The sequence below is a fragment of the Paraburkholderia sp. BL27I4N3 genome (genome assembly GCF_003386115.1).
Classification (GTDB): Bacteria; Pseudomonadota; Gammaproteobacteria; order Burkholderiales; family Burkholderiaceae; genus Paraburkholderia.
This window is the reverse complement of sequence record NZ_QREJ01000001.1, coordinates 5397276-5420614: the sequence shown is the minus strand read 5'-3', so window position 1 is coordinate 5420614 and position 23339 is coordinate 5397276. Positions and strand designations below refer to the sequence as shown.

Annotated in this window: 22 protein-coding genes; 10 read left to right on the top strand and 12 right to left on the bottom strand. The window is 63.8% G+C overall.

Annotation, left to right across the window (positions count from 1 at the left end; translation table 11 throughout):
• Position 1: 1 nt before the first annotated feature.
• Both B0G71_RS24685 and B0G71_RS24680 read left to right on the top strand, forming a co-directional pair.
• Positions 2–2395 carry a phosphoketolase gene (locus B0G71_RS24685; protein WP_116144925.1) on the top strand — a complete coding sequence of 798 codons (2394 nt, stop codon included), beginning with the start codon at positions 2–4 and terminating at the stop codon, positions 2393–2395.
• Positions 2396–2408: 13 nt separating this feature from the next.
• Positions 2409–3569 carry an acetate/propionate family kinase gene (locus tag B0G71_RS24680; RefSeq protein WP_116148853.1) on the top strand — a complete coding sequence of 387 codons (1161 nt, stop codon included), beginning with the start codon at positions 2409–2411 and terminating at the stop codon, positions 3567–3569.
• A gap of 3 nt (positions 3570–3572) precedes the next feature.
• On the opposite strand, the gene B0G71_RS24675 is transcribed toward B0G71_RS24680, so the two are convergent.
• Complete coding sequence (locus tag B0G71_RS24675; protein ID WP_116144923.1) at positions 3573–3830, bottom strand: BON domain-containing protein; 258 nt, start codon at positions 3828–3830, stop codon at positions 3573–3575.
• A 153-nt stretch (positions 3831–3983) separates the two neighbouring features.
• Here B0G71_RS24675 and B0G71_RS24670 point away from each other — a divergent pair, with 153 nt between their 5' ends.
• Positions 3984–4616, top strand: a complete 633-nt coding sequence (locus B0G71_RS24670) for a LysE family translocator (protein WP_116144921.1) — start codon at positions 3984–3986, stop codon at positions 4614–4616.
• A 16-nt stretch (positions 4617–4632) separates the two neighbouring features.
• On the opposite strand, the gene B0G71_RS24665 is transcribed toward B0G71_RS24670, so the two are convergent.
• Positions 4633–5853, bottom strand: a complete 1221-nt coding sequence (locus tag B0G71_RS24665; RefSeq protein ID WP_116144919.1) for an MFS transporter — start codon at positions 5851–5853, stop codon at positions 4633–4635.
• A 282-nt stretch (positions 5854–6135) separates the two neighbouring features.
• Between B0G71_RS24665 and B0G71_RS24660 the strand changes: the two genes are divergently transcribed.
• Positions 6136–6531, top strand: a complete 396-nt coding sequence (locus tag B0G71_RS24660; protein ID WP_106278392.1) for a PaaI family thioesterase — start codon at positions 6136–6138, stop codon at positions 6529–6531.
• 11 nt (positions 6532–6542) lie between these two features.
• Here B0G71_RS24660 and B0G71_RS24655 read toward each other — a convergent pair whose 3' ends face one another.
• From B0G71_RS24655 to B0G71_RS24645, 3 genes are all read right to left on the bottom strand, one after another.
• Entirely contained in the window at positions 6543–7079 is a 537-nt protein-coding gene (locus B0G71_RS24655) for a GNAT family N-acetyltransferase (protein ID WP_116144917.1), read from the bottom strand.
• Positions 7080–7087: 8 nt separating this feature from the next.
• Complete coding sequence (locus tag B0G71_RS24650; RefSeq protein ID WP_106278051.1) at positions 7088–7666, bottom strand: helix-turn-helix domain-containing protein; 579 nt, start codon at positions 7664–7666, stop codon at positions 7088–7090.
• Between the two features lie 77 nt (positions 7667–7743).
• Entirely contained in the window at positions 7744–8316 is a 573-nt protein-coding gene (locus B0G71_RS24645; protein ID WP_116144915.1) for a lipocalin family protein, read from the bottom strand.
• A 207-nt stretch (positions 8317–8523) separates the two neighbouring features.
• Between B0G71_RS24645 and B0G71_RS24640 the strand changes: the two genes are divergently transcribed.
• The gene (locus B0G71_RS24640) at positions 8524–9228 is read left to right on the top strand and encodes a YceH family protein (protein ID WP_106278047.1); all 705 of its coding nucleotides are present in this window, start codon (positions 8524–8526) and stop codon (positions 9226–9228) included.
• Positions 9229–9293: 65 nt separating this feature from the next.
• Here B0G71_RS24640 and B0G71_RS24635 read toward each other — a convergent pair whose 3' ends face one another.
• The 6 genes from B0G71_RS24635 to B0G71_RS24610 all read right to left on the bottom strand — a co-directional run bounded on the left by B0G71_RS24635 (position 9294) and on the right by B0G71_RS24610 (position 15694).
• On the bottom strand, positions 9294–9812 hold the full coding sequence (locus tag B0G71_RS24635) for an SLATT domain-containing protein (protein ID WP_116121702.1): 519 nt from the start codon (positions 9810–9812) through the stop codon (positions 9294–9296).
• Positions 9813–9905: 93 nt separating this feature from the next.
• A complete protein-coding gene (locus B0G71_RS24630; RefSeq protein ID WP_116144913.1) occupies positions 9906–11183 on the bottom strand; it encodes an acyl-CoA dehydrogenase family protein in 1278 nt (425 codons plus the stop codon).
• Between the two features lie 140 nt (positions 11184–11323).
• Positions 11324–12229: an ABC transporter permease gene (locus B0G71_RS24625; RefSeq protein ID WP_116144911.1), complete on the bottom strand. Its 906-nt coding sequence runs from the start codon at positions 12227–12229 to the stop codon at positions 11324–11326.
• 2 nt (positions 12230–12231) lie between these two features.
• Positions 12232–13146, bottom strand: coding sequence for an ABC transporter permease (locus B0G71_RS24620; RefSeq protein WP_116144909.1), 915 nt, complete (start codon positions 13144–13146; stop codon positions 12232–12234).
• Between the two features lie 96 nt (positions 13147–13242).
• The gene (locus tag B0G71_RS24615; RefSeq protein ID WP_116144907.1) at positions 13243–14538 is read right to left on the bottom strand and encodes a PotD/PotF family extracellular solute-binding protein; all 1296 of its coding nucleotides are present in this window, start codon (positions 14536–14538) and stop codon (positions 13243–13245) included.
• Positions 14539–14635: 97 nt separating this feature from the next.
• Entirely contained in the window at positions 14636–15694 is a 1059-nt protein-coding gene (locus B0G71_RS24610) for an ABC transporter ATP-binding protein (RefSeq protein ID WP_116144905.1), read from the bottom strand.
• 317 nt (positions 15695–16011) lie between these two features.
• On the opposite strand from B0G71_RS24610, the gene B0G71_RS24605 reads away from it, so the two are divergent.
• From B0G71_RS24605 to B0G71_RS24595, 3 genes are read left to right on the top strand one after another with little or no spacing between them, the layout of a single operon-like run.
• On the top strand, positions 16012–16977 hold the full coding sequence (locus B0G71_RS24605; RefSeq protein ID WP_116144903.1) for a polysaccharide deacetylase family protein: 966 nt from the start codon (positions 16012–16014) through the stop codon (positions 16975–16977).
• A complete protein-coding gene (locus tag B0G71_RS24600) occupies positions 16974–17726 on the top strand; it encodes a GntR family transcriptional regulator (protein ID WP_116144901.1) in 753 nt (250 codons plus the stop codon). The genes B0G71_RS24605 and B0G71_RS24600 overlap by 4 nt, the downstream gene beginning before the upstream one ends.
• Positions 17717–18307: a flavin reductase family protein gene (locus tag B0G71_RS24595; protein ID WP_012427120.1), complete on the top strand. Its 591-nt coding sequence runs from the start codon at positions 17717–17719 to the stop codon at positions 18305–18307. The genes B0G71_RS24600 and B0G71_RS24595 overlap by 10 nt, the downstream gene beginning before the upstream one ends.
• A gap of 39 nt (positions 18308–18346) precedes the next feature.
• Here the strand turns inward: B0G71_RS24595 and B0G71_RS24590 are convergent, their stop codons facing one another.
• Positions 18347–19933: a gamma-glutamyltransferase family protein gene (locus B0G71_RS24590; protein ID WP_116144899.1), complete on the bottom strand. Its 1587-nt coding sequence runs from the start codon at positions 19931–19933 to the stop codon at positions 18347–18349.
• A 417-nt stretch (positions 19934–20350) separates the two neighbouring features.
• Between B0G71_RS24590 and atzF the strand changes: the two genes are divergently transcribed.
• Together atzF and B0G71_RS24575 are read left to right on the top strand one after the other, a co-directional pair.
• Positions 20351–22195: an allophanate hydrolase gene (gene atzF / locus B0G71_RS24580; protein WP_116144897.1), complete on the top strand. Its 1845-nt coding sequence runs from the start codon at positions 20351–20353 to the stop codon at positions 22193–22195.
• A 23-nt stretch (positions 22196–22218) separates the two neighbouring features.
• Positions 22219–23316, top strand: coding sequence for a BMP family ABC transporter substrate-binding protein (locus B0G71_RS24575; protein ID WP_012427110.1), 1098 nt, complete (start codon positions 22219–22221; stop codon positions 23314–23316).
• The last annotated feature ends 23 nt before the right edge of the window (positions 23317–23339 follow it).

The following is a 23339-nucleotide window of genomic DNA, read 5'->3' as shown; positions in this document are numbered from 1 at the left end:
CATGGCTGAAGCAACCCCCCAACCCACACCGCCGCAAAGCCTGGACGCCGACACGTTGCGCAACATGGATCGCTACTGGCGGGCCTGCAACTATCTCTCTGCCGGCATGATCTATCTGCGCGACAATCCGCTGCTGCGCGAGCCGCTGAAACCCGAACACATCAAGAACCGCTTGCTGGGCCATTGGGGTTCCGACCCAGGGCAGAGCTTCCTGCTCGTGCATCTGAACCGGCTGATCAAAAAACTCGATCTGAATGTGATCTACGTAGCCGGTCCCGGTCATGGCGCACCGGCCACGCTGGCCAATTGTTATCTGGAAGGCCACTACTCGGAAATCTATCCCGACCGCAGTGAAGACGAAGCCGGCATGCAGCGCTTCTTCCGGCAGTTCTCGTTTCCCGGCGGCATCGGTTCGCATTGCACGCCGGAGACGCCCGGCTCGATTCACGAAGGCGGCGAACTCGGCTATAGCCTTTCGCACGGCTACGGCGCGGCGTTCGACAATCCCGACCTGATCGTCGCCGTGATGATCGGCGACGGCGAAGCGGAAACCGGCCCGCTCGCTACTTCTTGGCATTCGAACAAATTTCTCAACCCGATCCGCGACGGCGCGGTGTTGCCGGTACTGCATCTGAACGGCTACAAGATCGCCAACCCGACCATTCTCGCGCGCATCCCCCGCGAGGAACTCGAAGCCTTGCTGACCGGCTACGGCCACAAACCTTATTTCGTCGAAGGCGACGATCCCGCCGTCATGCATCAGCAGATGGCCGCAACCCTGGAACAATGCGTCGGCGAAATCCGCGCGATCCAGCAACATGCGCGCGAGAGTAACGACGCGTCGCGGCCGCGCTGGCCGATGATCGTGCTGCGTTCGCCCAAAGGCTGGACCGGTCCGAAGGAAGTCGACGGACACAAGGTGGAAGGCTCGTGGCGCGCGCATCAGGTGCCCGTGCTCGACCCGGTGACCAATAGCAAGAGCCTGAAGCTGGTCGAGAACTGGCTGCGCGGCTACGAGCCCGAAACGCTGTTCGACGATGCAGGGCGGCTCGTGAAAGAACTGCGCGATCTCGCGCCTGAAGGCGCGCGCCGCATCAGCGCCAATCCGCATGCAAACGGCGGTCTGCTCTGCAAGACGCTCGACATGCCGCCGTTTCGCGATTACGCGGTGGCGGTGAAAAAGCCAGGCGGCTCGTATACGTCGCCGACCGAGGTGCTCGGCAAGTTCCTGCGCGACGTGATGCGCAACAACATGACGAACTTCCGCGTGTTCGGCCCGGATGAGACTTCGAGCAACAAGCTGACCGCGATCTACGAGGCGTCGGAAAAAACCTGGCTCGCGCAAACCGTGCCGAGCGACGCCGACGGCGGCGAACTCGCGGTAGACGGCCGCGTGATGGAAATGCTCAGCGAACATACGCTCGAAGGCTGGTTCGAAGGCTATGTGCTGACCGGGCGCCATGGCCTGTTCGCCACGTACGAAGCGTTCGTCCACGTGATCGATTCGATGTTCAACCAGCACGCCAAGTGGCTGGAGAAGGCCAAACGCGACCTCGGCTGGCGTCAGCCGGTGCCCTCGATCAACCTGCTGATCACATCGCTCGTGTGGCGTCAGGATCACAACGGTTTCACGCACCAGGACCCCGGCTTTCTGGATGTCGTCACGAATAAAAGCCCGGACGTGGTGCGCATTTATATGCCGCCGGACGCGAACTGCCTGTTGAGCGTCGCGGATCATTGCCTGCGTTCGCGCGATTACGTCAACGTGATCGTCGCCGACAAGCAGCCGCATCTGCAGTATCTCGACATGGACGCCGCCGTCACGCATTGCACGAAGGGTATCGGCATCTGGGACTGGGCGTCGACGGATCAGGGCGTCGAACCCGACGTGGTGATGACCTGCGCCGGCGACATCCCGACCATGGAGGCGCTCGCCGCCGTGCAGATTCTGAAGGAGCAGTTCGCCGATCTGAAGATCCGTTTCGTCAATGTTGTCGACCTGTTTCGCCTGATGCCCGAGCATGCGCATCCGCACGGCCTGTCCAACCGCGATTTCGATTCGCTGTTCACCGCGACCAAGCCGGTGATCTTCAACTTCCACTCGTATGCTTCGCTGGTGCACAAGCTGACCTATAACCGCACGAACCACGACAACCTGCATGTGCACGGCTATCACGAGAAAGGCAACATCAACACGCCGCTCGAACTGGCGATCATCAATCAGGTCGATCGTTTTTCGCTGGCGATCGACGTGATCGACCGCGTACCGAAGCTGCGCGGTGTCGGCGACCATGCGAAGGAATGGCTGCGTGGCCAGATCATCGAGCACCTGGCATATGCGCATGCCGAGGGCATCGATAAGGAAGAAATCCGCAACTGGACGTGGAAAGGCTGAGCGAGGCATGACCATGCACACTGAAAACAGCGCTGACGATCAAACGATTCTGGTGTTGAACAGCGGTTCGTCGTCGCTGAAGTTCGGGCTGTTCAGGCACGCGGGCGGTGACGAATCACTGCTGCTGGAAGGCAGTGCCGAGGGCATCGGGCGCGACGACGGCAGTCTGCGGATCAAGGCGCCCGATGGCCGCGTGCTGGTTGAGCAGGAGCGCGTGCTCGAATCGCAGATCGACGCGTTGCAAAGGCTCGCGCAGGTGCTCAAGGAACAGCATCATGCGCGACCTGCGGCGGTGGGGCATCGGGTGGTGCACGGCGGACCGCATTTGCGCGCGCATCAGCGCGTTACCGCGGACGTGCGCCGTCAATTGCACGAGGCCGTGCACTTCGCGCCGCTGCATATTCCGCCAGCGCTTGCGTTGATCGACGAGGCCGAGAAGATTTTCGACGACGCGCCGCATTTCGCCTGCTTCGACACGGCGTTTCACGCAACGCTCCCACCGCGCGCGGCGCAGCTTGCGTTGCCGCGCCGTTACGCGGAGGCCGGCGTGATGCGCTACGGCTTTCACGGGCTCTCGTATGAATCGCTGGTGACGCGGCTCGGCGCCGACTTGCCGGCGCGCGCAGTGTTCGCGCATCTCGGCAACGGTTCGAGCGTGTGCGCGTTGCGCGACGGTCAATCGATCGATACGTCGATGGGTTTGACGCCGACCGGCGGCGTGCCGATGGGCACGCGCAGCGGCGATCTGGATCCGGGCGTGCTGCTGTATCTGATGCGCGTGGAGAAGCTGGACGCGGACGCATTGGAGACGCTACTGAACCGCCAGAGCGGTCTCGCCGGTTACGCGGACGGCGAGAGCGATATGCAGGCGCTGGAAAAACGCGCAGCGGCGGGCGACGCGAATGCGTCGCTGGCGCTCGATGCGTTTGCGACTGCCGTGCGCAAGACGATTGGCGGCTATGCGGCGCTGCTGGGTGGAATCGATTTGCTGGTGTTCACCGGCGGTATCGGCGAACACAGCCAGGAGATCCGTAAGCGCGTATGCGACGGGTTGGCTTTCATGGGGCTGACGGAAAGTGATCCGGCCAGCAAGGTGAGAGCGATTCACACGGAAGAGGAAAAGCAGATCGCGCGGCATTGCCGTGCGCTATTGCACCAGGCAACGAAGGGCTGACCTTCATTCGGCCTTGACGACGGTGTGATCCGATACGCCGGTTACACCGAACAGACGCGTCACGTCTTCGAGCGCGGCGGCGCGTTGCTGATCGCGCTGCAGTTCGCCGCGCAGCGTGACGCGGCCGCGCGAGACGTGGACTTTTATGGCGTGTTCGGGGACCGCGGCGTCCCAGGCGAGACGGCGGGTCGCCTCTGCGGCGATTTGTGCATCGCTCAAACGCGTGCTGTCTGCCGTTCTTTTTGCTCGGGCATGAGGCATGGTTTCTCCGCTGCGGTGATACGTATGGGGAGAACACTAGCAGAACTACGGGATTTTGTAGCCGGCAACGGCAGCCATGTCGAGACACGGCGAATGCCTGGATCGGCTATATTCGACGCCACTGCCCAACTTCCGCTCACAGAGGAGAACGCCGTGCCCGCCTTCACAACGCTGCTCGCTTTCGGTCTGGTTTCGCTCGGCATGGTGCTCACGCCGGGTCCGAACATGATCTATCTGATCTCGCGATCGCTCTGCCAGGGGCGGCGCGCGGGTCTCATCTCGCTCGGCGGCGTCGCGCTCGGCTTCGTGTTCTACATGTTCTGCGCCGCGTTCGGCATCACCGCGCTGCTGTTGACGGTGCCGTACGCGTACGACGCGTTGCGCTTCGGCGGCGCGCTGTATCTGCTGTATCTGGCGTGGCAGGCGGTCAAACCGGGCGGCCGTTCGCCTTTCCAGGTCCGCGATCTGCCGCACGACAGCCGCCGCAAGCTTTTCACCATGGGCCTCGTCACCAATCTCGCCAATCCGAAGATCGCGGTGATGTACCTGTCGCTGCTGCCGCAGTTCATTTCGCCGGGGCACGGCAGTGTGCTTGCGCAGTCCATCGCGCTCGGCTGCGTGCAGATCGTCGTCAGCGTGACGATCAACGCGCTGATCGCCAGCATGGCGGGTTCGATCGCCGTGTTTCTCGGCGGCCGGCCGGTGTGGCTGCAGGTGCAGCGCTGGCTGATGGGCACCGTGCTCGCCGGACTCGCGGTACGCATCGCGCTCGATTCGCGCCGCTGAGTTGTGTCGAGGCGCGCTATTCGTTGCGCGCCCTGAACACCCAGCCGTTGAACAGCGCCCCGCAGAGCATCAACGCGCTGGTGATGAGAAACACCGAAGGCATGCCGAGATGCGCGCCGGCAAAGCCGCCCGCGAGCGGCCCCGCCACCTGTCCAGCGTAATTCGCCGAGGTCGCATAGCCGAGTATGTAGCCGGCCGAGCGGTCGGGCACGTTGTGGCGGATCACGCTAGTGATGGACGGCAGCAGGCCGGCCAGCGCGAGACCCATCAAAAAACGCAGCGCCACCAGTTGCCAGCCGCTCGTGACGAACGCCTGCGGCACCAGCAAGGCCGCGCACACGGCGAGACACGCCACGATCACCTTGGGCGCGCCAATGCGGTCGGCCAGACGGCCGACCCGTGAAGCCGCCAGCACGCTGCCCAGCGCCGAGGCCGACATCACGAAGCCCGACACCAGCGTGACATGCCGTGCGTCGTGCACCAGCTGGCTGACATACACGGTGATGATCGGCTCAATCGACATGTTGGCGAACATCAGCAAGCCGGAGGTGAACAGCATCGCCAGCACGGGCCGCAGATCGGGCACGCTGGCCCAGCCGGTTGCCGCGTCCGCGTGCTGCGTGCCGCCGCGCGTCCGTTCCACCGGTTGCTCCTTGACGAGCAGCGTGGTCGCGATGAACGCGCAGAAGATCATCGCGCCCGCGATGAAAAACGTGTTGCGGATGCCGATCAGCGGCGGCAGCGCGCCGCCCGCCAGCGGGCCGACCAGGCTGCCCGCCATCACGCCCGAGGCCAGCGTGCCGAGCGCCCAGCCGGTGCGCGAGCGCGGCGTCTGCGTGGCGATCATCACGGTCGCGCCGGACGCATAGCCGCCGACCATCCCCGCCAGAAACCGCAGCCCCACCAGTTGCCAGACATTCTGCGCGAGCCCCAACAAGGACATCACGATGGCCATGCCGAGGCTCGCGCGTATGAGGATCAGCTTGCGTCCATAGCGGTCGGCCATGCGGCCCCACAGCGGCGACACCAGCGCGGCGGCGAGGAAGGTTGCGCCAAACGCGACGCCGGACCATTGGACGGCGGCCGCGGCCGAATCGACACCAAGCTGCTGCACATAGAGCGGGAGGAAAGGCAGCAGCAGGGTCATTGCCACGATGGTCGTGAACGAGCCGAACAGGCAGACATAGAGATTGCGCTGCCAGTGCGGCGCACCGTCGGCGGGAGTGGCTGAACTCATCGAGGCAGGATGGGAAGCGGGCAATGACGTCGGGCCGCAGCGAGCGGCGAAGAACCGATTGTGCCCGAGAGCGGGCAACTGGATCGACGAAGCGGGCAGGGCGCGGCCGATCCGAGGGTTTTCGAGCGACGCAAGAAGAGCAAGCCGCTAACGTCGGCCGGCGGGGTTCTGATTCCATCCTGAATGGTGGGTCGCCATGGACCGGGTATGCTGACTGCACCGATGATCGGCCGCGCGCCATCCGCGCGGCGCATTTCTTATCTCGAACACAAAGGCCCACCCATGTCCGATTTTCCCATCGACAACCCGTTTCTCGAATCGCTCGGCGTTCGTCTCACGCAATGGCGCGACGGCTACGCCGAACTGCTCATGCCGATCGATGCGAGCAAGCTCAATCGTCAGGGCGTGCTGCAAGGCGGCGCGATCGCGACGCTGCTCGATGCGGCGGCGGGCTATGCGGGAATCTTTGCGGAAAGCGGCGCACCGGCGCGGCATGCTTTCACGCTCTCGCTGACCACCAACTATCTCGACAAGGGACTCGGCGAGTCCGTCACCGCAAAGGGGTTTCTGGAGCGCGCTGGCCGCTCGATTTTCTTCTCTCGCGGCGAGGCCTGGGTGGACGGCAAGCTGCTGATCGCCAGCGCCCAGGGCACCTTCAAGTATTCACGGCCGGCTTGAGAGGCAACCGCTCATAGCGCCTTGAACATGATGGTGGTCGCATCGAACTCATGGGTGTGCGTGCCGCGCGCGTATCCTGGGATCACGCCCGCGGTTCGATAACCCAGTTCGGTATAAAGCGGCTCCGCGTGGTCGCCGGTGCGGGTGTCGAGCGTGAGCAGGTTGCGTTGCAGTGCAGACGCATGGCGTTCGAGCTCCGTCATCAGCGCCCGCGCGATGCCCTGGCGGCGAAATCCAGGATGAACCAGCAGCTTGCGCACCTCGGCGCGATGCTGCTGGTTCGGCATCGTGTCGTAATCGAGTTGCACGGTGCCGGCAATCGTTTCGCCTTGACGCGCCACCAACAGCACCAGGCCGCCGGCACGCATCGAAGGCAGTACTTTGCCGCGCCAGAACCCTTCACTTTCCTCGACATCGCACGGCATGACGAAGCCGACGCTGGCGCCGTCATGCACGCACGCACGCAGCAGTGCGCCGAGTTCGGGAAGGTGACGCAGGAGGTCGTCGGCAGTGAAGGTGGCGATGGTGCAGACGGTGGTCTGGCTCATGCTCTGGCTCACACGATGAACAGAAGGTAGCGGGCGCCGCTGTGCGCGGGCGTCACGAATGCGCTGGCGCCGAACAGTTGATAGCGCAGGCAGTCGCCCGGTTGCAGGTCGTGGCGCTGGCCGTCGACGGTGATTTGCAGTTGCCCGTCGAGCAAAATCAGATGATGTTCGAGCCCGGGCCGCGGCGACGCGTCGTAAGTGATGCGCGCGCCCGCGTCGAGTTCGCATTCGAGCGCCTCGCCGCTCAGCGCTTGCGCGGGCGGCGAGACGGAGCGCCGCCGGAAGCCGACGCTGGCGTCGGTCCAGAGCGGCTGGGCGGCGCGCGGCACGAGCGGCGCGAAGTCTTCCTCGACCATGTGCATGAGGCGCGACATCGGCAGGCCGTAGGCCACGCAGAGCTTGCCGAGCACGCTGGCGGTCGGGCTGACGGCGGCGTTTTCGAGGCGTGACAAGGTCGCGCGGCTGACGCCGCTGAGTTTGGCGAGATCGTCGAGCGACCAGTTGCGCTCGGCGCGCAAGGCCCGCAGCCGTTGGGCGATGCGACGGTCGATGGCGTTGTCGTCCGAGGGCGCGAGTATGGTTTCCATATTCGGGAAATTATCTCGAATATGGAAACTCGTCAATTGGAAAAAAAGCGGCGTCTTGACCGTGGCGGCGCGCCCGCTTACTCGTGCCGGGTCATGCGCAGCATCGACGTGTCGTAGCCGAGCGCGCGAACCCGCTCGATCAGCGCGTCTTTCACGCTCGCAGCAGGAATGGCCTCACGCGTGAGAATCCATAGATAACGGCCGCTCGGCTCGCCGACGATCGACCAGCTATAGTCGTCCGCGTGATCCAGCACCGAGTAGTTGCCGACGAAGAACGGTCCGAAGAACGACACCTTCAACCTGGCATCCTCCGAGCCTGCGACCACTTTCGCGCGGCCCTTCGACACGTCGAGCGCTCCGCTCACGCCGCCCTTATGGCAACTGTTGGTGACGTCGATGAGGCCGTCCTCGCGCGTGGCGTAGTCGGCGGTGACGGCTTCGCAATCGCGCTCGAAGCCGTTTTCGTAGCGCGCCAGTTCGTACCATCGGCCGAGGTAGCGGTTCAGATCGACCGGCTTGGCGGGCTGCGGCACGTGCGCGTTGCCGCTCTTGCCGGCAGGACTGAACGCGCAGGCGCCGAGCAGGCACACCGCGCCTATCGCAAGTGAAAGGGCGCTCGCGCGCAGCACCGATTGTCGGCGTAGGGCCATTGACTGACTCCATGAATGATGGACTTCCTGTGGCAGCACGCGACATGCCAGGCGACGCCGCGCGCGCCACGATGCCGCCGAGATTCGCACACTTGCGCGCCCTGGGCCGTTTATCATAGTGCCCACAAACCAGAAAACGCCGTCCGGCTGCGCAACGGTAAGGCACCTCATCCACGAGACCCGGCGGCTTTTGCCGCGACATCACTTATGAATTCCACTCCCGACGCTTCTTCCCGTCCCTCGATCCGCGCGTTGACCCTGCTCGAAGGACGCGTGCTCGGCGTGCTCGTCGAAAAGCAGCACACGGTGCCGGACAGCTATCCGCTTTCGCTCAACGCGCTGACGTTGGGCTGCAATCAGAAAACCGGCCGCGCGCCGGTCATGAATGCCACCGAAGCCGAGGTGCTGACCGCCGTCGACGGCCTGAAGCGGCTCAGCCTCGTGATGGAAGGCAGCAGCAGCCGCGTGCCGCGCTTCGAGCACAACATGAATCGCGTGCTGGGGCTGCCGAGCCAGTCGGCGGCGCTGCTGACCACCTTGCTGCTGCGCGGCCCGCAAACCGCGGCTGAATTGCGCCTGAACAGCGCGCGTCTGCATGGCTTCGCGGATATCTCGTCGGTCGAAGCGTTTCTCGACGAACTGGCGGCCAACGACCCGCCACGGGTCGTCAAACTCGCGCGCACGCCGGGCGAGCGCGAGAACCGCTGGACGCATCTGCTATGCGGTGAAGTGAGCGCGAGCGAGTTGGCGCAGCCGGGCGATGAAGACGACTCGGTGCCGCTGTCCGCGTTCGAGGCGCTCAAGGCCGAACAGAAGCGGCTTGCGGATGAAGTGAGCCGCCTGCAGATCGTGGTCCGGCGCATGGCGGCGGAGTTGGGCATCGATGCGGGGGATCTCACCGCGGGCGAATGACGCCGCGGAAGAGCGCGAACGGCCGATCATGCTGCTCATCTGCGCGACCCGTTGAAGTCACGGCATCAGTCGCCGCGCTGACGCTGCGGATCCGTGGACAGCGTCCGCTGCGTCCGGTAGAAAACCCGCGGCGGCACGTTGGGCGAATCTTCGGCGAGCCGGTCGAGTTCATCGCGAATTGCCGTGAGGTAGTGGCCGTCACGCGCATCGGCATCGCCCGCGAAAATTGCTTCGAGCCTGCGGCGCACCGCGCCATAGCGCGCGCCGGCCGCGCGATGCTTTTCGGCGCGCTCGGCGTAGCGCAGGAACGTCTGCAACGCGGCCGAGACCGCAGCCGTCACGCTCACGAGGCCGACGAAAATCCTGAGTCCCGGCGAAACCGCCGACAGATTCAGCGATGCGAACACCGCCGTGCCCACGAAAGCGGTTAGGGCGGTCACGAGCCAACCCACCTTGCGGTCGCGCGCCGACAGCAGGTCGGCCATGTCGTAGTGGCTCATCTGGGATTCGCGCGCGCGCCGGATCCATTTCAGCAGAAGCTGGTTCTCGTCGACCGGCGGCTCGTAGGCAGGCAGGTTCTTCATGTCGCTCGTCAGGGCTGTTCGGTTGCGCAAGCTTAGCGCATGCGCCTGACGATACTGTGCCACACGAAGCCGGCGACCCGCGCGACAGCGGTCCTATGCTGTTGCCGTGGCCGCTTCGGTTGCCGGCACCGCTTCTCGCGCCACGCCGAAGCGCTCGTTGTGTGCGTTGCCGTTCAGGTAAAAATCACCGATTGCGGCCTCGCGAATGATCGCGGGATTGTGCGACGCCAGCACGCGGGCATTGCGCCAGTAGCGATCGAAGCGGCGCGTCTCGCTGGTCGCCGATGCGCCGCCCACTTCGAACAGCAGCGTCGCCGCCTGCAACGTCTGCTCGATGACGATCTGTTGCGCCTGGAAGGTCTGGATATCGAGGTTGATGTAAGTCTGTTCGTTGGTGCGGCCCTCCTGTCGCGCGACCGAAACCTCGTCGATGGCACGCGCGAGCGACGCGCTGATGCTCTGCGTCGAGTAAGCCAGACTCGCCAGCCGCCCGACCACGCGATGCACGAGCGGATTGTGGCGTGGACTCGATTCGCCCGGCACACCGAACGTGCGCGTTTTGCCTTGGGTGAACGCGACCGCGTCGCGCAACGCCGCGCGGCTGATGCCCGCGAGGTTCGCGACATGCAGCGCCTGGTAGTAAGCCGTCAGCAGACTGTTGCGACGCGGCTCGGAGGCGTTATAACGGCGATAGAGATTGTGGGGCGAAACCGCCACGCGAGTGAAGCGCGCCGTGCCGCTGCCCGTGAGCCGTTGCCCGAAACCATCCCAATCGTCGATACGTTCAAGGCCCGGCGTGTCGGCTTTGACGAGCACGCGCACGTCGCTCTGGCCGTCATGCGCGGTCACGTCGACCCAATCCGCGTAGAGCGTGCCAGTGGTGTAGTACTTCTCGCCATCGAGATGCCAGGCGCCACCGGTTTGCGTGAGACGCACGCTGTTGTTGGTGACACCGGTGCGCTCCGACACCGCGCCGCCGACAATCTGACCTTGCGCGACACGTGTGAGCCAACGGTCACGCAGCGTGTCGTCGCCTTGTTCCAGCAGGGATTCGATAAAGCCGCCATGCACGCGCAGGATTTGCGGCAGATTCGAATCCGCTTCGCCAAGTCGCGTAACCAGTGCGAAGAACTGCGCGAGCGAGATGCCTTCGCCGCCGTATTGTTTGGGCACGCGCAGCCTGGTGTAGCCGGCTTCGCGCAGCCACTCGACGGGCGCGTAAGCGAGTTCGCGATGCTGCTCGCGCTCGATCGCGCCCTCGGCGATACGCGCGAAAACCGGTGCGAAGCGCCGGGTCAGCGGGTCGTCGCCGAAGAGTTGCGCGGCGTCGGCGATGCTGTGATCGGGATTCGTTGCTTGAACTGCGGACATGGGTTCTCCGAAACGGGTGCGCGCAAGGCGCAATCAGAGAACGTTAAGGGACGCGGCAGGGCGCTAGCAACGAAGTATTTGGCCGATTCTTAGCAGCAGGAGTGAAATGGTAGTGGCGCGCGCCGCGATAGGCGCGTGGCTCATTTCAGTCCCGCCGCCACGCGCCTGCGCGCGAGTATGCGCACGGCAAGCAGGCACACGCCCATCACGGTCAGCGACAACAGCGTCGTCATGGTGCCCAGCGCGTAGATCACCGGCGTGGTCACCGATGTGGTGAGACCCTGAAGCTCGAGCGGCAAGGTGTTCTGGTCGCCGATCGCCTGCGAGGTGCGGGCAATTTCGTCCCAGGAGAGCGTGAAGCCGAACATCGCGACGCCCACCACCGACGGACCGATGATCGGCAGCACCACATGCCGGAAGCTTTGCCATGGGGTGGCGCCCAGATCGCGCGAGGCTTCTTCGTAAGCGGGATTGAAGCGGTTGAACACCGCGAACATGACGAGCAGGCCGAACGGCAGCGTCCACGTCAGATGCGCGCCGAGCGCCGAGGTGAACAGGCCCATCGAGGTGGTATAGCTGTCGGCGAAAGACTGATAGCCCCACGCGGTGGCGAAGTACTTCACGCCGTTATCCAGCAGGCGGAACGTCAAGCCGATGCCGAGCGAAACGATAATGGACGGCATGATGAGACTGGCCACGGAGACATAGAACACCGCGGTATCGCCGCGAAATTTTCTGCGAAACGCGAGACCCGCTGCGACGGAAAAGAGCACCGTCAGCACCGTGACTGCCAATGCGAGCCGCACGGAACGTCCGAATGCACCCCAGATATCGACATCGCCCACACCATCGCGCAGCATGGCGAACCAGTGCAGCGACACACCGCGCATTGGAAACGTGAGGCCGCCTTCGGGGCCTTGAAACGACAGAATGAAAATCGTGATCACAGGACCATAAAGAAACAACACGAACAGGCCGAACAGCAGCGCGAGCCAATAGAAACTCGCCGGACGGCGCTCACGATGTTTGACGCGAATGGCCTGCATCTTCACAACTCCTTGCGGATGTCGACCACCCGCGTCAAACCCCACACGATCATCAGCACCACGGCGAGCAGCATGATCGCGTTGGCCGCCGCGGCGGGAAATTGCAGGTAGCCGGTTTGCACCTGAATGATCTTGCCCACCGACGCGATCTGCTGGCCGCCCATTACGCCGACGGTCAGGAAATCGCCCATCACGATCGTGATGACGAAGATCGAGCCGATCACGATGCCGGTTTTCGACAGCGGCAGGACCACGTCGCGCACCACTTGCCAGCCGCTCGCGCCGGCGTCGCGCGCGGCTTCGAGGAGCGAGCGGTCGATGCGCATCATCGCGTTGAAGATCGGCACGATCATGAAGAACGTGTAGAGGTGAACGAAAGCGAGCACCACCGAAAAGTTCGAATACAGCAGCCATTCCAGCGGCTGGTCGATCAGATGCGCGCCGAGCAGCGCCTGATTGACGAGACCGTTGCGCCCGAGCAGCGGCATCCACGAAATCATGCGGATCACGTTCGAGGTCCAGAACGGAATCGTGCAGACCAGAAACAGCACGGTCTGCATGCTCGTGGTGCGCACATGGAACGCGAGAAAGTAAGCGATCGAAAAACCCAGCAGCAGGGTCACTGTCCACACGATCGCGCAGAACTTGAGCGTCGACCAGTAGGTCTTGAAGGTGACGCAAATGTCCGTGAGCGACGAACAGCCGTTGAAGATCGCCGCGTAGTTCTTCAGCGTGAACGCGGGAATGATCTGGTATTCGTTGAAGTCCCAGAAACTGACGATCAGCGTGATGACCAGCGGCACGATGAAAAACAGCAGGAAGGTCAGCGAGAGCGGCGTCGCCTGCAACCACGCCGGCGCGCGGCGATGTTTGACGGGCTCGTCCTGCGCGTGCGAGGGAAGGTCGATCGTTGCCATGGGCGTATTTCTAAGGAATGGACTATGCGTTCATTCGGACAGGTGGTGACAGCCGGCGTGTCGCATGCCGGCTGTCATGGCGAACCACGGCTGCGATCAGGCCGCGATGAACTCGTTCCACTTCTGGACCATATAGATGTTCTCGTCCATCACGGCGTTCCAGCAGGCAATCGCCCCCATGCGCTGGTTGTACGAGCCGCCGTCGCGCACGGTGCCGGCTTTTTCGAGCAACTGGCCGTCCGGCGCCTTGATGTCCTGCGCGGCTGGTTTGCCTTCAATCCAGTAGTCCCACTCGTACGGCTGCATGTGCGTTTTCGCGGTTTCCAGCACGCCCGAGTAATAGCCCTGACGCATCAGATACGCGCCCGCCCAGCCATCCTGGAACCAGTTGACGAACTCGTAGGCGGCGTCGAGCTTCTTACCTTGCAGCGAACGCGGGAAACCGAAGCCCGACGCCCACGAACGATAGCCTTCCTTGAGCGGCTGAAACTTGCAGGCGACACCCATGGTGCGGACTTTCGTGACCGCCGGCGACCACATCGACTGGATCACCACTTCGCCCGACGCCATCAGGTTCACGCTCTCGTTGAAGTCCTTCCAGAACGCGCGAAACTGGCCGGCGCGTTTTGCTTCGATCAGAATCTTGATGGTCTGGTCGATCTCGGCCTTGGTCATGTTGCCTTTGTCGCCGTATTTCACGTGACCCATCGCCTCGATCGCCATGGCCGAATCCATGATGCCGATCGCGGGAATGTTCAGCAGCGCCGCCTTGCCCTTGAACTGCGGATTCAGCAGTTCCGCCCAACTGTCGATGGGCCGCTTGATCAGGTCGGGCCGAATGCCGAGCGTATCCGCGTTGTAGGTGGTGGGGATCAGCGTCATCCATTCGGTCGGCGTGGCGGAGAATTCCGTGGAGCGCGGGCCGGTGAGGAACATCACCTTCTTCGGCGCGGTGCCTTGATCGCCGATCTTCTTGCCGTTCACTTCGCCGCGCGTGAGCACTGGCGTGATCTTGTCCGCGAGCTTGATGCGCTTCGCGTCCATGCCGGCCAGCGTGCCGGCCGGAATCAGCTTCTTGAGCGCGAAGTATTCGGTGTCGACAATGTCGAACGAGTTAGGCTGGGTGATGATGCGCTTGGCGACGTCGTCAGTGGTCACCGGCACGTATTGAATTTCGATGCCGGTGTCTTCCTTAAATTTCTTCGCGATGTCGGCGCTCTGATTCACCGCCGTGCCGAGGTAGCGCAACGTGATTTTTTCCTGCGCGTGCACGTACGGAAAACCGGCAATGCCGGCCGCCGCCACCGCGCCCTTGATGAACGTGCGGCGCGACAGGCCTTTTTCCTTCACATCGGTTGCGGCCGCTGCCGGGCTTTCGTTCGCTTCAATCATTGCTTTCTCCTCAGTTGACGTTCGATTGACGTTTGGTTGGCGTTTGGTTACCGCTTGTTCGAAGTTGCAGCCACGTCTGGACGACTCGGTTCGATACTCATGCCGCGAGCGGATGCGCGTCCCGCTCTTCCCACCAGACCACCACGCGCGCCTCGGGGCCGAGCCGCGCCGGGTCGTAATCGCCGTCGCTCACCAGCGAGACGAGCTCGGGCGAACCGTCGAGCGGGTCGAGCGTCACGCGCAGATGCGTGCCTTGATATTCAGCTTCACGCACGGTGCAGGGCACGCCGCCGATGCGCGTCATGCCGTTGTCGCCGTTCGCGTTCTGCACCGGCGTAATGCCATGTGGCACGACACGCAGATGATCCGCGCGCACGGTAAACGCGCGGCCATTGGTATTGAAGACGTTGTGACCGCCGAGAAAGCGCGCGACGAACTCGGTGCGCGGACGGTTGAACACTTCGTGCGGCGTGCCGCTTTGCTCGATACGTCCATGGCTCATCACCACCACGAGATCGGCCAGCGCCATCGCTTCTTCCTGCGAATGCGTGACGTGCACGAAGGTAATGCCGAGTTCTTTCTGCCAGCGCTTGAGCTCGGCGCGCATCTGCACACGCAGGAACGGGTCCAGCGCGGAGAGCGGTTCGTCGAGCAACAGGCAGCCCGGCTGATTCAGCAACGCGCGGGCAAGCGCGACCCGTTGCTGCTGGCCGCCGGATAACTGAGCCGGTTTGCGTTCCGCGTACGCCGACATGGCGACCAGTTCGAGCAATTCGGCGGCGCGTTTGCGTCGCGCGTCCTTGGCGACGCCGCGCATCTTCAGGCTGAACGCCACGTTGTCGAGCGCGCTTAGATGCGGAAACAGCGCGTAGTTCTGGAACACCATGGCTGTGCCGCGCGCAGCGGGTTCGGCGCGCGTGACGTTGCGGCCGGCGATCAGAATGTCACCGTCGGTGACCGATTCATGACCGGCGATCATGCGCAAGGTCGAGGTCTTGCCGCATCCCGACGGCCCGAGCAGACAGCAGTACTGGCCACCGTCGATGCGCAGATCGATCGCGTCGACGGCAAGCGAGTCGCCGTATTGCTTCGACACGTGCACCAGTTCGATATCGGCGGCTTTGGTTTCGAGCACCGTTGAAGCAGGCTGAATCATGAAGGGGTGTCCTCGTGAGCGACGATGAAGCGAGGGACGCGAAAAGCAACGCGGCGCCTGAACGAGACCAGGCAAATGCAAGACATGTGCCATCGTTTGCATCGCGATAGCCGATTGAATGCCGACGCGCCGGTGTGCTTAACGTCTACGAGTTGGCTCACATATTGCAAACGATCCGCAGCGTCGATCGTTAGCGATTCCAACGATTCTTTTGCGCGATCGCGGTGCGTGCCGGGTCCGTCGCGGGGCATGAACCGGCCATTCCGGTTCATGCGCTCACTCGGCGCGGCGCTTTTTCTCACCCACGGCTTCTTCAAATGAACGACATACGGAACATGGCCGCCGCAGCGAGTCGCGCGCGTCAATTGCTTGCCACGCATGGCCGCTTCGCGTATCGCCCGATCACCGACAGCGACGCGTACCGCTGGCCCGGCGGCAGCGGGCTCGCGGTCTATCTGGGTTTCAACATCGAACACTTTGCCTTTGGCGAAGGGCTGGGCGCCGCGCTCGGTCCGATCTCGCCGCAACCGGATGTGCTAAACCATAGCTGGCGCGAGTACGGCAATCGGGTCGGCGCGTGGCGCTGCATCGAACTATTCGATCAACTCGACCTGCCCGCGGGCACGCTGATCAACACCGCGCTCTACGATCATTGCCCGGAGTTGATCGCGGCCTGCGTGGCGCGCGGCGACGAACTGATCGGCCACGGCCATACGAACGCGCACCGCCAGAGCGATCTCGACGAAACCGGCGAACGTGAACTGCTTCTGCATTGCCGGGAACGGATCGCCGAAGTGTCCGGTATAGCGCCGCACGGCTGGCTGTCGCCGTGGATTTCCGAGTCCCATCTCACGCCCGATCTGCTCGCGGAGACCGGCTACCGCTACACGTTGAACTGGTGTCACGACGACCGTCCCGTGCGGATGGCCACACGCGGTGCGCCGCTCTGGTCGATTCCGTATCCGCAGGAACTCAACGATCTGCCGATGATGGTGGCCCGCCATATGGATGGCCGCGCATTCGCCGACATGATCGTCGACCAGTTCGACGAGATGCTCGAACAGGCCAATCGCGGTGCGCAGCCGCAGTCGCTCGTGATGGGCATCGCATTGCATCCGTATCTGGTGGGGCAGCCGTATCGCTTGCGGCATCTGCGCCGCGCGCTCGAACATATCGCCGCGGCGCGCGCCCGAGGCGACGTGTGGATCACCACGCCGGGCGCCATTGCGGATCATATGGACATGCTGGAACGGGACGGCGTGGTGCGCCCGGTCATCGCATGAACGCGAAAGCCGGCGCGGCCACCGCGAAAAAGCCCCTGAAAGACGACGCCGATCTCGACACACGTATCTACCAGTCGATCTTCGACGGCGTGCTGAATCATCGTCTGACGCCGGGCACGAAGCTGCCGGAGCCCGAGTTGTGCCAGTTGTTCGGCGTGGGCCGCGCGGTGGTGCGGCGCGTGCTGGAAAAGCTCGCGTATGACGGCATCGTCGTATTGCGGCCGAACAAGGGCGCGGTGATCGCCGAACCCACGCCCGAGGAAACGCGCGAGATTTTCGAGGCGCGCCGCTCCGTCGAACGCATGCTGGTCGAACTGGCCGTGCAGCGCGCGAACGCCAAAGACATCAAGGCATTGCGTCAGCAACTCGCGAGCGAACATGAGGCGATGCATCGCTTCGATCAGCCTTCCTGGGCGACCCTCGCCAGCGGCTTTCATATGCGTATCGCCGCGCTGGCCGGTAATTCGATCCTGCAAAACTATCTGAAGGAACTGGTCTCGCGCTGCTCGTTGATTGTCGGCGTGTATGAGCCGCCAGGGCATGCGCCGTGCGAACACGCGGAGCACGCGGCGATCGTCGACTGCATCGAGGCGCGCGATGCGGCAGGCGCGATGGCGCATATGGAAGCGCATCTGCGCGACCTTGAAGAACGGATCGAAACCTCGCGGATGCGCGGCGAAAAGAGCCTCGGCCAGTTGCTCGGCATCACCGCATCCGTCACTCCCGACCAGGCGCCGACATGGAAATAGATTTCGAAGCGATCACCGAATACCAGCGTTACAAGCTGATGGCGAGCCTGATCGTGCCGCGCCCGATCGCGCTCGTCACGACGCTTGGCGCCGACGGCACGATCAACGCGGCGCCGTTCTCGATGTTCAACATGCTCGGCGAGGAGCCGCCGATCGTGATGATCAGCGTCAACCGCGTGGCCGACGGCACGCTCAAGGATACGGCGGTGAACATCGTGCGCACCGGCGAGTTCGTCGTGCATCTCGCGGACGAAGCCATCGCGGACAAGATGCATCGCTGCGGCGAAAGATTGCCGCCGAACGTCAGCGAACTCGCCGAAGTCGGCCTGACGCCGGTGCCGAGTTCTCACGTCAAGCCGCCGCGAATCGCCGAAGCGCCGGTCGCGTTCGAGTGCACGACGTGGGAGACGCTGGAGACGACGAGCCGGCAGATTTTCATTGGACGTGTGCATCGGCTGCACGCGCGGGACGAGTTGATCGATACGCAAACGTGGCGTGTCCGGCTGCAGCATTATTTCCCGGTGGGCCGCTTCGGCGCGAGCGACTATGTGACGACGCGGGACCGCTTCACCCTCGGGTGAGGTCCCGGCGTCCATCACGTAACCGCGCGTCACGTCGCATTACACGGCGAGCGCCCGGCCGTCGCTGCGTGGATCGTGCGCCCCCGTGACCGAGCCGTCCGCCTCGATGCGAATCACGCCCGGATGCCCCGCCAACGGACTTTGCGCGTCGATCGCGCTCACTTCATGTCCGCGTGCGGCGAGCGCCGCGAACACGTCGGCGCTGGCGTCCGCTTCGAGTTTCAGCGCGTCGCGCGTGTCGGAGAACGTCTTGCCGAGCAGAAAACGCGGACGGGCGAGGGCGGTCAGCGGGTCCATGCCGTAGTCGATCAGCCGCGTGAGAATCGCCGCCAGCGTCTGCGGCTGACCGTCCGCGCCTTGCGTGCCGAATAGGAGTTGCGGGCGGCCATCCTTCATATACATGCCGGGATTGAGCGTATGGAAAGGCCGCTTGCCCGGCTGCACGGCATTGTGATGTGCCGGGTTCGTGCTGAACGACGCGCCGCGGTTGTGCCACAGAATGCCGGTATCGCCCGCCACCACGCCGCTGCCCCAGTCGAAGTAGACCGTTTGCAGCACACTCACGCTACGGCCTTCGCGATCCGTCGCGCCGATGAACACCGTATCGCCCGGACGGAAAACATGCGGCCATGCGCGCGCTTTATGCGGATGGATCGAGCGGGCGTGGGCGTCGAGCGTGGCGGGTGAAAGCATCTCGTCGACCGGCACGAGGTTGAACTCCGGATCGCAGACGAAGCGGTCACGATCCATGAACGCGCATTTCACCGCTTCCACCAGCAGGTGATAGTAATCGGCGCTGCCTTCCGGAATGGCGGCAAGATCGAAACGCTCCAGCGTGCCCATGATCTGCAAGGTTGTCACGCCTTGCGTGGGCGGCCGCAAGCTTATTAGTTCGCCGCCGCGATAGGCGACCCGCAACGGTGCTTCGTTGCGCGCGTGCGTGCGGGCCAGGTCGCTCGCGCTGAGTGGCGAACCGGCCTGCCGGAGACCGTGGACGATCCGCTCAGCCAGGTCGCCCTCATAGAACTCACGCGCGCCGAAACGCGCAATACGGTCGAGGCTCCTTGCCAACGCGGGTTGAACGAAGCGCTCGTCGATCGCGGGAATGTGGCCGTGCGGCGCGAAGGTCGCCGCGAAGCCGGGCAACGCCTGCAATTCGCCGGCGCGCAGGCTTTGCCAGAAATGTTGCGACGGAGTGACGGGAAAGCCGTCGGCGGCAAGTTCGAGTGCATGGTCGAACAGCGACGACCACGACTGCATACCACCCCAAACGTTTTGGCTGATTTCGTAAGCCTGATGCCATGTATCGACTGTCGCGGCGGTGGTAATTGCAGAAGCCGGGCCGCGCAAGGGAATCGCACCGTCGAACGCGGGCAGTTGCGCCGCGGCCTGGCCGATGCCCGATAGCGTGCGCAACGTCCCTTGCCGGTCGCCGATGACCCAGAAGGCGTCGCCGCCAAGGCCGGTGAAATGCGGGTACGTCACGCACAGCGCGGCGCCGATCGCGATGGCCGCTTCGATGGCATTGCCGCCCGCGCGCAGGACGTCGCGGCCGGCCTCGCTGGCTAACGCATGCGGACTGGTGACCATGCCGCCGCGAGTGCCGGCGGGTTGTGGATTGTGCATCGATGCTCCGCTACTGAGGGTGCGCGAAAACGTGTCGCGAGTATAGATCGTAGATCACGCGCGAGGCGAAGCAACGCGCGGTCGCCGCCGCGCGCGCCGATGAGCGACAGCGCATGAGATGGCGCGAGCGTTCGTGGTTGCCCCGGCATCGCAGCCCGCGTTGCCGAAGCGCGCGTCGGCGCGAATCCAGGGCGCGTGAGCCCCGAGTTGGTGAGCGCTGCACCACGGGCAGCGCGGGGCGGGGCGTTTTCCGCGACGCTTCGCGCGCATCAGCACGGACGGAAGAACCCCGCCCAGCATGGCTTCGAAGCGATTTGTCGAGGCTGAATCAACACTTGGCATAGCTCCTGCTAATTTGAGTCCAAACTTGTATTCAAGATTGAACTCAAGGAAAAACAGGTGCCTATTTCTTCACCCATGACGGTCAAGGGTCTGCTCGCGGCATACGCTGCGGGGAGCCTGACGCCGACTGAAGCCGTATCATCGGCGCTGGCGCGAATCGACGAAATCGACCGCCCGGAAGTCTGGATTCTGCGCGTGCCGGCAGCCGATTTGCAGGCTCGCGCGAAGGCACTCGAAGCGTTATACGACGCCCAAGGCAGCGCGGTGTTCGAGCACATGCCGCTGTTCGGCGTGCCGTTCGCGGTCAAGGACAACATCGACGTCGCCGGCTTGCCGACCACGGCCGCTTGCGACTCTTTCGCCTACACGCCGGACACGTCGGCGTTCGCCGTGCAGCGGCTCGTCGATGCCGGCGCGATCCTGATCGGCAAGACCAATCTCGATCAGTTCGCCACCGGCCTCGTCGGCACGCGTTCGCCGTATGGCGCCGTGCGGCACAGCGAGTCGCCGTTGCGCGTGTCGGGAGGTTCGAGTTCGGGTTCGGCAGTCGCAGTGGCGACCGGTTGCGTGGTGTTTTCGCTCGGCACCGACACCGCGGGTTCCGGCCGCGTGCCGGCCGGATTCAACGGGCTGGCCGGTCTGAAACCTTCGCTGGGACTGGTCAGCAAACGTGGCGTGGTGCCCGCGTGCCGAAGCCTCGATACGATCTCCGTGTTCGCACACGACGTGGACGATGCCTGGCGCGTGTTGACCGAAATCGCCTGTTTCGATCCGCTCGACGGCTACTCGCGCAAAGTGCCGGCTCTCGGCTTGTTGCGTTCGGCTCCACGGATCGGCGTGCCGGAGCGCTTGGAGTTCTATGGCGACGCAATAGCGAGCCAGGCGTTTTCACACGCGCTCGACACGCTCACGACGCATCTGCATCTGCCCACGCAAGCAATCGACTTCGAGCCGCTCAAAGCGGTCTCCGCCTTACTCTACGATGGCCCGTGGGTGGCGGAACGGCGCGCGGCGCTCGGCACGTTCTTCAAAACCCATCACCAGGCGATCGACGCGGTCGTGGCCAAAGTGATCGGCAAGGCCGAGCAGTTCAGCGCCGCCGATGCCTTTAACGGTCAGTACGCGCTAGCGGACCTGAAACGTCACGCCGAAGCACTGTTCGAAACGATCGACGTCCTGATCGTCCCCACCACGCCGACGCATCCGTTAATCGCCGACGTGCAGGCCAATCCCGTCGAATTGAACAGTCAGCTCGGCTACTACACCAACTTCGTCAACCTGCTGGATCTATGCGCGCTGGCCGTGCCGTGTCAGCGGCGCAGCGACGGCTTGCCGGCCGGCGTGACGCTGATCGCGCCGAGCGGCGCGGACCGGCGCCTCGCCGAATTGGGCGCACGGATTCAGGCGTTGTTCGCGAATCGCGCCGAAACCGCGGAGGCCGCAACAACAACCGCGCTCATCCAGCCGTTACCGTTTCAGGAGCCCACCCTCACCCTCGCGGTGGTCGGCGCGCATCTGCGCGGCCAGCCGTTGAACTGGCAACTCCAGCAAGCCGGCGCGCGTTTCGTGAAAGCGACGCACACCGCACCAGGCTACAAGCTCTATGCGCTCGCCAACACCCAGCCGCCGAAGCCCGGCCTCGTGCGTTCGACGGAACAGCAAGGCCGGCCGATCGCCGTCGAACTCTGGGAAGTGCCGCTGCGTACCTTCGGCCAATTTGTCGTCGACGTGCCCGCGCCGCTCGGCATCGGCACGTTGCAACTCGCCGACGGGCACAGCGTGAAGGGCTTCATCTGCGAGCCGTCCGCCGTGAGCGACGACAGCGGCGCACTCGATATCACCTCGTTCGGCGGGTGGCTTGCGTATCTGGCCAGCCTCAAGCCAAAGCCGCAAGCCAACCCTCAGGCCAACGCTCTTTAACCTTCGATCAGGAATTGGACACCATGACCAGCCGCCGCCATTTCATCAAGAGCGCCAGCCTGTTGACGCTCGGCAATATTTTGCCCATCCAGTCGGTGTTCGCCGCGCCGAAGACCACCGTCGGCGTGATCTACGTCGGCGCGCGCGGCGACTACGGCTACAACCAGGCGCAGGCACAAGCGGCCGCGGTGATCAAGAAAATGCCGGACGTGAAGGTGGTGGAAGAAGAGAACGTGCCCGAGACCATCGCCGTGCAGAAGACCATGGAAGCGATGATCGAACAGGACGGCGCGACGCTCATCTTCGCGACGTCGTTCGGCTACTTCGACCCGCACGTGCTGAAGATGGCGGCGAAGTATCCGAAGGTGCGATTCGCTCACTGCGGCGGTTTGTGGAAGCAGGGCAACCCGTCGAACATCACCAGCTACTTCGGCTATATCGACGAGTGCCAGTACCTGAACGGCGTGGTCGCTGGCCATATGACGAAGAGCAAAAAACTCGGCTTCGTGGCGGCCAAGCCGATTCCGCAGGTGCTGCGCAATATCAATTCGTTCACGCTCGGCGCGCAGTCGGTCGATCCGTCGATCACCACGCAGGTGATTTTCACGGGCGACTGGTCGATGCCGGTCAAGGAAGCGGAAGCCACCAACAGTCTCGTCGATCAGGGCTGCGACGTGCTGACTTGTCACGTCGACGGTCCGAAGGTCGTGGTGGAGACAGCGGAAAAACGCGGCGCGATGAGTTGCGGTTATCACGCGAGCCAGGCGGCACTTGCGCCCAAGGGATATCTGACCGGTGCGGAATGGGACTGGGCGACGCCGTACAAGCAACTGGTGACGGGCGCGCAAGCCGGCACGCCACAGCCCAACGTATTGCGCGGCGGCCTGAAAGAAGGCTTCGTGAAGATGTCGCCGTATGGCGCGAAAGTGACGGCCGCGGCGAAGCAGAACGCCGACTCGATCAGAAGCAGCATGGTGGCCGGCAATTTCGTGATCTTCAAAGGTCCGATGAAGGACAACAAGGGCGGCACGGCGATCGCCTCGGGCGCGAGTCACAGTCAGACCGACTACACGCTGGAGAGCATGAACTATCTGGTCGCGGGCGTCGTCGGCCAGATCTGATTCCGGTGACGGCGATGTTTGCT